Below are 12,007 nucleotides of genomic sequence, written 5' to 3'. Positions count from 1 at the left end.
CCTTATGTACATTACATTGGGACAGGTTTTATTCTCCCCAAATGACGGCACGAAATACCCTCAAACATGAAAGTTGTTTTTGCCCTTGAAAAGGGCAAAAAAAAGGCGTATTATCCTTTTAAGCAGATCATTTTTTCAACTATTTTTTAAGGAGGGAGTGCCGTTTTGAATTTTCCGCAAATATTAATCGGTGCTTCATGAGCAGAAAACTGCCACTCTATTCTAATTGAATCATTTTACATTTGCACACAGCAAGTCCGAATTGTAACATTTTTGACACGTGCTAGTTGGTTCTGCACATAAAAAATAGCCAGCTACGGGTAAACTAAAACGGACATTTTTATAGGAAGATGCCCAAGTTGTTGTCCCCTTTGCATCCCTGCTATGACGCACGCCTAAAAAGTTTTCAAGAAAGAACGAAAATGACATTGACAGCATAAAACAAACAGGAGTATCCTGTTTGTTGGCATTATAATAACAATGCAGCATACTTCCTATTTTGTTGTAAGAGGTGAAGGCATATGGATCAAAACCAAGCGCAAACAGACGAATGCATTCTAACCTGCGTTTACTACGGTCCAAATGGTGAAAAACTGATCAAAAGAGGCGCCAAAATCGCCAAAAAACTCAATTGTCCTTTTTATATATTAACGGTGAATGAAGAGGACGTAGATGACCTTGACCACGACAAAAACCATTACCTGGAGTTTTGGGAGTCACTGGCCGGAGAATATAACGCGACGGAGTTTATCATAAAAACAAATAACAAACTACCGATCTCCAGAGTTATTGCACAAGTGGCCAAGGAAAAGCAAGCAACACAAGTCATTCTCGGGCAAACTGCCAGAAACCGTTGGCAGGAGCTAACGAAAGGGTCGCTTATCAATGCATTGCTTAAAGAACTTCCCTTTGTTGACTTGCACATCATTGCCGTAACCCGGGGATTGAAAAATTATAAAGAAGAGCATTTCGAAACAGGAGTGCACGCCTATCTCGTCAGAACCGATGACGATAAATACCGCCTGACCTTTAATCATACGCATTCCTGCTCATACTCGGGTATTTTTTATAAAGAAATCGGCACTGATTTCAACAATGGTGTCTTTACGTTCATTAACGGAAATAAAATGTGCGATGTCCACGTAACGGATGATTATGTGCAAGAACATATGCCTCCGCCGCCACAAAAATCCGAGACATCCAAATCTTAATCTTCAATAAAAGTGATATCGTCCATCGTATGCTCATCCATCGCATTTCATAGCCATTCCGCCTAAGCGTTAAGCAGCGGGATGGCTATTGTTATTGCCGTTTTTGGTTTATGGACGTTATGTACCTTATGCCACTTCGACCGCTTTATTTTCGTTCAAAAGCCCTTATCTGCTTTTGTAGTTGGCGCCCTAGACAGGATTCGAACCTGTGGCCTACAGCTTAGGAGGCTGTTGCTCTTCCTCTGAGCTACTAGGGCAGGTTATTCGTGATCGCACCCGCATGATCTATTTTATCAAAAATTGTGTTCGGCTGTCACGAATAACGAATTTCCCTTGTCAAACCGTTGCGGATCATAGGAGGATAAATCAATTCCCATATCCTTTCCGAGCGTGAGATCGCTAATTAGTTTTCCCGTATATGGACCCATCGTTAACCCTGAAGGGCCAAGGCCATTGACAATGCTCAACCCTTTCGGGGCTTCCACACGGCCAATAAGGGGAAGGTTATCCGGTACGACGGGACGGAAACCGACACGCGTTTCATACAACGTACTTTGTGCCAATCCCGGAGCAACAGACAGAGCACTTTCCAACACCTCTTGAACGCCTCCGGCGGTTTGCCGATAATCGAAACCAGTCCCATTTTCCCGAGAAGCACCTGCAACAATCCGGGAATCGTCAAATGCCAGCATGTAATAGCTCGTTCTCGGAAGAATCATCGGCCACTCGGATGTATCCGTTTCAGGCATTTGCAAATGTACAATCTGTCCACGCTGAGGTTCAATTGGAAGCGTCACCCCGATCGAAGAAAGCAGTTCCGGTGCCCAGGCACCCGCGGCTACGATGACGTGGTCAGCCGGGTGAAACGTTCCTTCGATGTAAACACCGTTCACTTGGCCGCCTTCTTTTACTAGGCGTGCTTCTCCTTGATAGATACCCGCCTGATGGTTGATCGCAGCACGCTTGAGGGCACCTCTCAGCTGTCTGCCATCAATACGCGCGGCACCCGAAAGATGAACGGCACCAAAATAATCACTCAATGGTGGAAAAAGATCCTTTGCTGCTTCGTTGGTTAAACGCGTGATCTCCCCTGCTTCCGGTGAAGTTCGTGTCGCGTCACGCGCGCTTTTTTCTATGTCATCAAGCTCCGTTTCATCCTCGCTGACGGCAAGGGCGCCAACGCGCTTAAAACCCCATTGATCTTCCCCATCTTCTTTTAACTGCTCCACGAGCGTCTCATAATAATGCGCACCGCCACGTGCCAGTTCATACCAGGCCTTATTATCTTTTCGTTCGGAAATCCAGGGGCATACAATGCCTGCGCCAGCCGCGGTCGCTTGCCCTTCGTGTTTTTGATCGATTAATGTTACGTCTACTCCTTCTTCCCGGGACAAATGATAGGCCGCGCTCATGCCTACAATCCCTCCACCGACAACGATGACTTTCATCTTTTTCACGCTCCATTCGACACACTTCTTTTTTATTTTACCATAACGTTCTTGTCAAATGAGACTGAAATCGCTCAAATTAGGCGAAAATGATCATAAATGCATCTGCCTTACTCACTTCATGTGCACCTGGAACATAAATTATTTTAGGGAACGCTACGTTATTTTTTTAGAAAATCTTCACTTTATAAAGTCAGTTTATACGTTCTAATAATGCAAAAAAGCGATAGCCTTGCTATGATGGAAAAGTAAGGTTTGTATGGATTGAACACAAAGGGTGAACAAACATGAGTGATGATAAATTATATGAAACGTTAAAACTTTCGTTGCCGAGTGACCGAATTCGCCGAAATGAGTCGCTCGACAAGTATACACACACGAAAACCGGAGGCAAGGCAGATTACCTCGTATTGCCGAATACGTATGAAGAAGCAAGTGCGGTAACCGCCATTGCCTATGAAACTGGTGTTCCGCTGACAATGCTCGGTAATGGGTCCAACCTGATTATACGAGATGGGGGGATCAGAGGAATCGTCCTTCACTTTAACCGGTTAAACAAAATAACCGTACAAGGGAACACCATTACTGCGCAAAGCGGCGCTGCGATCATTGATGTTTCAAGAACAGCCCTTAACCAAACATTGACAGGGATCGAATTCGCTTGCGGCATTCCCGGTTCCGTAGGCGGGGCGCTCGTTATGAACGCAGGGGCGTATGGTGGAGAAGTTTCGCACGTGTTAGTAAATGCAACGCTGTTAACAAAAGATGGGGAGATCATTACCCTTAAAAATGAAGAATTGGAACTTTCTTACCGCAGCAGCATTATTTCAAAAAAAGATTTCATTGTTTTGGAAGCTGTTTTCGCTTTGGAACCGGGAAAGTATCATGCCATTAAAGCAATGATGGATGAATTGACCTATTTACGGGAATCCAAGCAACCGCTGGAGTTTCCTTCGTGCGGTAGCGTCTTTAAACGCCCGCCCAATCACTTCGCCGGCAAGTTGATTCAAGACAGCGGTCTGCAAAAAGCACGCATTGGCGGCGCCGAAGTTTCCGGCAAGCACGCAGGTTTCATCGTTAACGTCGACGGGGCGACAGCGACAGATTATTTATCTTTAATTAACCATATCCAACGCACTGTGAAGAAAAAATTCGGCGTCCACTTGCATACGGAAGTCAAAATTATAGGCGAAGATTAAAAAAACAGAGTGAAGGGACGCCCAAAAACATGATTGCAAGAAAGCTTGGCCGTTGCTTATAATAAGGTGAGTCTTTCATCAGGGGAGACTTTTTCCTCTGAATTGCGGCTAAGGGACCGGATTCCTGAGCACTCCCGTGTGGTAAAGCGGGGGTTTTACGGGTGCCTGTTCCCAAGCATGAGCCAAGCTTTTGATAACGATAAGGGGGAATTAACGATTGAACATCGGATTTTTTCTATTGCCAAAACAAGAAGTAAAATATTTAAGCCCGGAAGCAACGGTTCGACAAGCACTTGAAAAAATGCGCCATCACAGTTACACGGCAGCCCCGCTCGTTAATGAAGAGGGAAGGTATGCCGGCACGGTCACCGAAGGGGACCTCCTTTGGCAACTCGTGGACAATAAAGAAGAGGGGTTCGACAAGACGATGAACCTTAGACTTAAAGACATTACGCTGCGCGTGCAAAACATACCAATTTTCATTCACGCACAGATGGAAGATCTCGTCGCCCTGTCAGCGGATCAAAACTTCATTCCCGTCACGGATGACGCGGAATATTTTATCGGAATTGTAAGGCGCCGCGACATTATTAAACATTGCTCTTCGTTAATATTTGGACATGAGGAATAAAAGAGCCCCCTCCCACTTCCGGAGGGGGGGCTTTGCTTATTGGCTGTATGTTTTTACAATTTGATGCAGCTTTAGCGCGTTCCCCATTTTCCCCTCTACTTTTAGCTGCCCCGTCATAAATGCTTTCGTAGGGTCCCAGTCCCCTTCGAGAAGCTTGACGAAATTTTTTTCACTCAATTTCAATGTACAATCGGCTTCCGCCGACTGGGGTTCATGATGGACGCCCACTTGTCCGTCGGAAAACATCAGTTCATAATGGCCTTCCGGTTTCAATTTGACATGATAACACCTTGTAAAACCTTCAATGTATTCAGGGCTTGCATTGATTTTCGCGGCAAATTCATCGAGTTTTTCTCCTATATTCATGGCGTTTCTTCTCCTTTTGAAATAGGATTTTGATCGTACGAAGCCCAATCACTCCAACTTCCTGGATACAATTTCACATTTTCAATGCCCGCTTGTTTTAAAGCGATAATGTTCGCGTTTGCGGACACCCCGGAACCACAATAAACGACGACGGCATCTTTTTGTTGCAGAGAACGAAAACGTTCGGCAAGGCCTTCCGTTGATTTCCACTTTCCATCGCTGCCTATATTTTCCTTCCAAAACCAATTTTCTGCGCCCGGAATATGCCCGGCTTTTTTGTCTATCAGCTCCTGTTCTCCGCGGTAACGTTCCGGTGCCCGAGCATCAAGAACGACGACGTTTTCTTTTTCTTTTAACGCTTTCACATCGTCTATATCGACGCGCATATCGGGTTGTAGCTTTGGTTCGAAATGGGTCGGTCGCGGAACAGGAACTTCCGTGCTCGTCGGATACCCTTGAGCCTGCCATTTAGCATAGTTTTCATCAAGCAACGAAACAGTCGGATGGCCAACATATCGCAGCAACCACCATAGCCGCCCCGCCATCGAACCATGCTGGTCGTCATAGACGACGACATGCTTGTGATGGTCGACCCCGGCAGCATTCAACGTTGCCGTAAGATCATCCACCGAGGGCAACGGATGCCTGCCGCCATGGACAGCGGCGGGACCTGAGAGGTCTTTTTTCAAATCAAAAAAGACAGCCCCCGGGATATGGCCATTCCGATAAGCCTCCCAGCCTGCATCCGGGTCCTGAAGATCATAGCGACAGTCTGCAACCACGACATTAGGGTCATTCAGATGATCATAAAGCCATTCTTTTGTGACAAAGTAATCGACGTCCACAAGATCTCCTCCTTGTTTGACGATCTTTCAGCCTCGCCTGTTACCGATCACGCAATCGCTGCAATTGATGGCCGGGCACGAGCCCTTCTTTGGCTGCCCGTCCCAAAAATGCTTCAACAGCGCCGTAGCCTTCTTCACCAAGTTCTTTCGTAAATCCATTGACATATAGATCAATATGATTTTGGGCAACTTCTTCGTCCATCTCTTGTGCATGGAACCGAACATATTCCTTTGAAGCTTCCGGGCGTTCCCAAGCGTAGTCAACGGATTGCTTGATCCATCCGGTGAGCGCTTCCCGATCCACGGAACGCCGGGCAATGATTGCACCTAACGGAATCGCGTAACCTGTATCTTTTTCCCACCAATCGCCAAGGTCGACAAGTTTATTCAACCCATAGTTTTGGTACGTAAAACGCGCTTCGTGGATAACAAGACCCGCATCAACGTCCCCGTTTTGTACAGCCGGCATAATCTCATGGAAAGGCATTACAACGACGTCGCCGATATTGCCCTCCACCTGTTGAGCCGTCCAAAGCCGAAACAGCAAATAGGCAGTGGACCGTTCGCTCGGGACTGCCACCCGCTTGCCTTCTAGATCATTCGGGTTATTTTCATCATTCGCGGTTAAAACAAGTGGGCCACAGCCCCGCCCAAGCGCGCCACCGCAGGATAAGAGCGTGTAATCTTCCAACACCCACGGAAGAGCCGCGAACGAGATTTTCAATACGTCGTGTTTATCAGGATCCCCGTTTATCGCCAAATGGTTCGTTACATCGATATCCGCATAGGTAACCCCAAAAGATGGCGCCCCTTCAATCAACCCATGGGTCAGGGCATGAAAAACAAATGTATCGTTCGGACATGGGGAATAAGCGATCTTCATGTGAATAGCTCCTTTATTGCCAAACCTGCTTTTTCAAGGGTAGCAAGCGCTTCTTTGATGTTCCAGTTTTCTTTCTCTCTCGGTCCTATAAGGTTGGAAATCGAACGGACCTCCAAGACGGGGAGATCTTTTTCCGCCGCTGCCGAAGCGACGCCAAATCCTTCCATTGCTTCTGCGCAGGCATCTGTAAATCTTTGCACGAGCATCGTCGCGGTTTCCTCTGTACCCGTTACGGTAGAAAGTGTCAACACAGCTCCAGTTCGGACCTTTTCGCCCTTTTCGGTTAATTTTTTCGCCATTTGTTCAGCGGAAGTTGCATCAGCAACTATCTCGTTCGATCCAAATCCGAGCTCATCGATGGGGAGAAAGCTTCCCTTTGATTCTGCTCCTAAATCCCCGGCGACAAGACGCTCACTGATCATTATGTCTCCGATCTCCGCCCTGTTTTTAAAACCGCCTCCGATTCCTATGCTCATAACCATATCGTAATTGTCGCTAGTTAAAGCAAAAGCGGTCCGAGCGGCAGCTTGTGCCGGGCCAACGCCGGCGATTTCCACATTAATATTCTCCACCTCGCCTATCCCACGTTCAACAGCTTCTTTCTCTGCTTCGACGGCGGTCATGATAAGTATTTTCGCCATTGAATCGCTCCTTTCATTTGGGGCTTTTTATGAATAACTCCTACTATAGTTATAACATTTTCAGAAAGAAAAGTAGAGAAAAACTGTTTTGTTTTTGCCGAACTAATCCCCCTCATGGATAAATTCACTTTTTTCTTTTAAAAGCGTTTCTGCGTGAAATCTCCTATTTAAAAGTTCTAAAAAATAGAATGCCTCTTTATAAATGGCCTGAATCGACGCCTTGGGTTCAGCCATCCTTTCATAACAGAGCCCTTTATAAACAAACAAATGTCCTATATAAGACATATTTTCATGCATGATGCTTTTTCTTATCGCTTCCTCGACCGTTTCTAGCGCATCAGGCACAAGTCCTTGATCGTAATAGGTTTTTGCTTGATTAAATAGAATTTTTATCGTTAATACGGATAAATGTTGGTTTTCATGATGCGTACTGTTGATTTCTTCAATTAACAATAACGCTTTCGTATAGTATCGATTGCTCGTTTCATATTTTTTTATGTAAGAATAGACAAGTGCAATGGTATTTGTAATACGGATGTCTAAATAATCCTGACGTAATTCCGCGTGATCCTTATTTTCTTTTAGCAATTGGATGAGATGTTTGTTACACGCCTCTCCACTTATCTTTTCCAACATAAAAGCGGAATAGTAGTATTGGGAGCGTATAAGAACCATGAACCATAAATCCTTAACAGGCTCTCTTACCATCCCTTTTGTGAGCGTGAATAATTCTTGATAGTCGTGGTTCTTATTCAACACTTCAATATACTGAATGGTATCTTCAATATAAGTTGGATTATCATGCCTCATAATGTTAATAAAATAGCTAATTGGCTTCCCCAATTTTAATGAAAGATAATGAAGGATATCCGTACCGGGCGCTGCCTGGCCTTTCTCTATGATACTAATTGTAGATTGGCTGCAAATCCCCTTCGCCAATTGATTCTGTGTGATCCCCTTCCTTGTTCTTAATCGCTCAATTTCATTACCTAAAGACGTTAAAAACATAGGCATTCTCCTTTTATTAATATTTTCATAATTTATGCAAAAAATGGAGTAATTGAAAAATAGCATCTAGTATTCTCTTTTGTTCTTGAAGTAGATAATGTATTCATTATTGGATATATTTTTCCATTATTATACTATGTAGGAAATAAGGAGGGAAGATATCAATGAAAAAACTTAGTGTTGTCTCTTTATTATTGGCGATCGTCTTTTCACTTACATGGACAGAAAACGTGACCGAGCAAGCGAGCGAAGGTCTCCATCGCACACTAATATTCCCTCATGAAAATTAAAATTGCGGATCTTTTAGTAGCCATTTATTATTCTGAATTTTCCTGCGTTTATTTATGTCAACTTCAGGAGGTTATGAAATGAAGAAAGGATGGCAAAAGAATACTTGGATAAAGATGACTCCGTTTGTTTTCCTTTTATTAATGGTGCCAACAAATCATTTGAACGCGCAAGATGAAAACGAAAGGGAAGAAACGGTCGACCCAGTCGAAGCCATTGAAGCTATGGAAGAAATCAATGAAATGGAAGAAGAAGATGAAGGTGCTGCGATGACAATTGATGACGACTACGACCCTTCTGACTGGATTCGGTATGATGATTTATTGCCGGAATTGGAACGGATGGAAGAGGAAAGTGATGGCGAACTCGAGGTGGACGTACTTGGGCAAAGCCAACAAAATCGTGATATTTACTCCGCGCGTATTGGAAGCGGCGATCAAGTGGTCCTGATCACGAGTGAAATCCATGGAAATGAACATTTCGGAACCGAGGCATTAGTCCCTTTGCTCGACACGCTGGCTACAGACGATAGTGAAGATGTGCAGCAGATTTTGGATGAAATAACCGTTGTTGCCGTACCTAAGTTCAATCCCGATGGCGCTGAACTCGTGCAACGACAAAATGACATTACCTGGGATGAAGTTGAAGAGAATCATCCTCAAATCGAAGGCGCAGAACCGGCCTGGAACTTTAACGAAAACCTTCCAGGCTTTGATATCAATCGTGATTTTAACGCTGATCTTGATTATGAACCGCAAATGGTTGATCTTCCCGGCACAACCGCGCATTTTGGTTTCTTTTTGACCAACGAATCGCAAATACTAACGGATTTGTACGAAGACCTTAAAGAGGAGTTTGGTGAGGTCGATTCCTACGTTGATCTCCATCAAATGGGAGCAGATAATCAGATCGAAGGCACCGATCAAGATGTAACAATCGCTTTGGATTATCCGGCATTAGGACCGGATGAAAACCCAAGGTACGATGAATACACCGAGTGGGATCAAGATAAATCAAGACGTTATGCCCTGGCAGCAGCAAACGGCGTAAATGAGCGTGCGGAGAATGACATTGAACCGGGGTTAGCACGTTATGTGCATCATTCAACACGGGATCTCCCCGGCCAAGCCAGACATGCGTTCGCCCTTAACGGAACCGGTACAGTCTTATTCGAAATGCCCGGACAACAACCTGAAACACCTTACGATCAAGAAACGATTGACCTTATCGAAGACGGGTTATGGGGCATTCTCGATCATATGGCAGATGGATCGATCTATGACCTTGATGGCGATGATTTCTACGATTTGCCTAAGTATTGGCCGGACACCCCTGATGTATCCGACCCGGAACAGTACGCCACCGATTTTACGGATTATGAAGTTGGGGAAGCTCCTAATGATTGGTCTCCGATCTGGCAAGGAGAGGAAGATCAATTTACGATATTGGATGAACCCAACCGCTTGCAGCACATGACCGAATCAGGCGTTCGCGGGTTAACCCCTGATGAAGTCGGTGATATTTACGGGGATACCCAGATTTTCGGTCTCGTCCGCGGGGAAGATATTCATGAAACAATGTTTGAACTCGGATTTCATATGTCAGGTTCCCCAGATAGCGAAAACGGCATTTACGCTGATGCTCAAATGCCGGATGCAGAATCTGATGAAAATTCCGTTCGAATTATGCAAAGAAGCGAAGGAAGCACGGAAACGCTCGACACTGCTGAACTTCCATTCACGTTGGAAGAAGATGAGTGGTATCGCGTTGTATTGCAAAGACAGGCAGAAGCGTTGCAAGTCAAAATGTGGCCTGACGGCGAAGAAGAGCCTGATGATTGGCAAATAACTACCACTGAGAGCACGATGTTCGGTGGACAAGCCGGCATCTCCCACTCCACACCCGGGATGATTAATGACTATGCCTTTATCGGCGTTGGTGTTGGCGGAGAGGAGGCCCCACACGCGCCTGACGATCACCTTGAACCGGAACCACCGGAAGATATTACAGCTAATGACCTGATAGAAATGATCGAGCAATACGACGAAGCAGGGGAATTCAGCTCTGATGAAGCAGCCCGTGCTCTAACCGCCCACATGAGATCTGTCAGCCATTACGAAGATCAAGGGGAAGCAGAAAAAGTTATTCAGCACATGGAAGGCTTCCATGATTTACTCGACCAGCAGTTTAACGATGAATTAGTTTCCGAAAATGCTTATACAACTTTACAGGACGCTGCGGACCAGTTAATTGCCCAGTCGGGAGTTTTAGCTTTTGACGCTGAAAATTCCCTTGAGCATATTGAACATTTAAGTGAAAATATCGGCGTCAGATACGCTGGTACGGATGAAGAAAAAGAGGCTGCCGATTATATTAAAAATGAGTTTGTAAATCTCGGCTATCCGGTTGAACTTCAAGAATTCGATATCGATGAAGAGGATGAACAACGCTTGGATCAATTAACGATAGTCTCCGAAGATAACGAGGAAGTGCCTTTGCGAAGTTCGTTAGGTTCTGCAGAAACAGATGAGGAAGGGATCAACGCAGATGTCGTTGATGCTGCTTATGGCGAGGAAGGCGATTTCCCGGATGAGGTTGAAGGCAACATTGCACTCATCCAGCGAGGTGAATCTTCTTTCCTGGACGCGGCAACACGCGCGTCTGAAGCTGGCGCAGCGGGGTTGATCATCACGGATGATACGGATGACCTCCGAGCATTTAGACCGGGATTATCCGATGAAACCGTTGATATACCGGTTGTGGGTGTAACCCAAGACGACGGCGAAATGTTACGCTCAGAGATTACCGAGGATGGGTTGACGGTAAACCTTAACGTGCAAACAATGACGGACGAAATTTCTCAAAACGTCATTGCCGTAAAAGAACCTGAAGAGGATATAGAAGATCCGGAAATCGTGTATGTAACCGCACACTATGACTCTGTTGCATTTTCTCCGGGAGCCAACGACAATGCCTCCGGTACGGCCCATATCCTTGAACTAGCGAGAACCATGCAAGACATGTCTGTCGATAAAGAAATCAGGTTCATCGCTTTTGGATATGAAGAGGGTGGTTTAAACGGTTCGCGATATTACTTGGATGAATTATCCCAGGAGGAAATCAATCAAAGTGCCGCCAACTTTAATTTTGATATGGTTGGCGCGGACTGGGAAAAGGCCACCAGTCTCAATGTCAATGTGGTCGATGGAGAACCGAATACGGTATGGGAATACGCAGACGCGGCGGCAGATAGACTAGACAACGATGCCCTTACCCTTTTTGAACGAGGAGCATCGGATCATGAATCTTTCCATGATGCCGGGATAGACGCAGCTAATATTAGCTGGAGGGAACCAGGGACAGGAGAGCTGGAACCTACGTATCACACCCCCTACGATACGATGGAATATATAAGCGAAGAAAGAATCCAAACGCACGGAGAACTAGTCAGTAGTGCTATTTTAGATATAGCGCGCTAGTCAATCGG

At 45.4% G+C, this 12,007-nt stretch carries 11 protein-coding genes and 1 tRNA gene; 5 read left to right on the top strand and 7 right to left on the bottom strand.

Annotated features, from left to right (window positions below; all coding sequences use genetic code 11):
- Positions 1-521 precede the first annotated feature (521 nt).
- Positions 522-1,211, top strand: coding sequence for an adenine nucleotide alpha hydrolase family protein (locus EPH95_RS15445; RefSeq protein ID WP_142090919.1), 690 nt, complete (start codon positions 522-524; stop codon positions 1,209-1,211).
- 182 nt (positions 1,212-1,393) lie between these two features.
- Here the strand turns inward: EPH95_RS15445 and EPH95_RS15440 are convergent.
- Both EPH95_RS15440 and EPH95_RS15435 read right to left on the bottom strand, forming a co-directional pair.
- Positions 1,394-1,468: transfer RNA gene (locus tag EPH95_RS15440), tRNA-Arg, on the bottom strand.
- A gap of 36 nt (positions 1,469-1,504) precedes the next feature.
- Positions 1,505-2,659: an NAD(P)/FAD-dependent oxidoreductase gene (locus tag EPH95_RS15435; protein WP_142090918.1), complete on the bottom strand. Its 1,155-nt coding sequence runs from the start codon at positions 2,657-2,659 to the stop codon at positions 1,505-1,507.
- Between the two features lie 287 nt (positions 2,660-2,946).
- Between EPH95_RS15435 and murB the strand changes: the two genes are divergently transcribed.
- Both murB and EPH95_RS15425 read left to right on the top strand, forming a co-directional pair.
- The gene (gene murB / locus EPH95_RS15430) at positions 2,947-3,858 is read left to right on the top strand and encodes a UDP-N-acetylmuramate dehydrogenase (RefSeq protein ID WP_142090917.1); all 912 of its coding nucleotides are present in this window, start codon (positions 2,947-2,949) and stop codon (positions 3,856-3,858) included.
- 217 nt (positions 3,859-4,075) lie between these two features.
- Positions 4,076-4,489 carry a CBS domain-containing protein gene (locus EPH95_RS15425; protein ID WP_142090916.1) on the top strand — a complete coding sequence of 138 codons (414 nt, stop codon included), beginning with the start codon at positions 4,076-4,078 and terminating at the stop codon, positions 4,487-4,489.
- 36 nt (positions 4,490-4,525) lie between these two features.
- Here the strand turns inward: EPH95_RS15425 and EPH95_RS15420 are convergent, their stop codons facing one another.
- The 5 genes from EPH95_RS15420 to EPH95_RS15400 form a co-directional block, all read right to left on the bottom strand.
- A complete protein-coding gene (locus tag EPH95_RS15420; RefSeq protein ID WP_142090915.1) occupies positions 4,526-4,855 on the bottom strand; it encodes an SCP2 sterol-binding domain-containing protein in 330 nt (109 codons plus the stop codon).
- Positions 4,852-5,700, bottom strand: coding sequence for a sulfurtransferase (locus EPH95_RS15415; RefSeq protein ID WP_142090914.1), 849 nt, complete (start codon positions 5,698-5,700; stop codon positions 4,852-4,854). Before EPH95_RS15415 ends, EPH95_RS15420 begins: the two co-directional genes overlap by 4 nt.
- A gap of 40 nt (positions 5,701-5,740) precedes the next feature.
- Positions 5,741-6,583, bottom strand: coding sequence for a 1,4-dihydroxy-6-naphtoate synthase (locus EPH95_RS15410; RefSeq protein WP_142090913.1), 843 nt, complete (start codon positions 6,581-6,583; stop codon positions 5,741-5,743).
- A complete protein-coding gene (locus EPH95_RS15405) occupies positions 6,580-7,224 on the bottom strand; it encodes a futalosine hydrolase (protein ID WP_142090912.1) in 645 nt (214 codons plus the stop codon). Before EPH95_RS15405 ends, EPH95_RS15410 begins: the two co-directional genes overlap by 4 nt.
- Before the next feature lie 102 nt (positions 7,225-7,326).
- On the bottom strand, positions 7,327-8,232 hold the full coding sequence (locus EPH95_RS15400) for a helix-turn-helix domain-containing protein (protein WP_160141809.1): 906 nt from the start codon (positions 8,230-8,232) through the stop codon (positions 7,327-7,329).
- Positions 8,233-8,396: 164 nt separating this feature from the next.
- Between EPH95_RS15400 and EPH95_RS19545 the strand changes: the two genes are divergently transcribed.
- Complete coding sequence (locus EPH95_RS19545; RefSeq protein WP_264371953.1) at positions 8,397-8,522, top strand: hypothetical protein; 126 nt, start codon at positions 8,397-8,399, stop codon at positions 8,520-8,522.
- Positions 8,523-8,600: 78 nt separating this feature from the next.
- Positions 8,601-11,999: a M28 family peptidase gene (locus EPH95_RS15395; protein ID WP_160141808.1), complete on the top strand. Its 3,399-nt coding sequence runs from the start codon at positions 8,601-8,603 to the stop codon at positions 11,997-11,999.
- Positions 12,000-12,007 lie beyond the last annotated feature (8 nt).

The organism is Salicibibacter halophilus (assembly GCF_006740705.1).
Taxonomy (GTDB): Bacteria; Bacillota; Bacilli; order Bacillales; family Marinococcaceae; genus Salicibibacter; species Salicibibacter halophilus.
The sequence above is the reverse complement of the archived record's forward strand: the minus strand, read 5'-3'. Positions and strand labels throughout refer to the sequence as shown.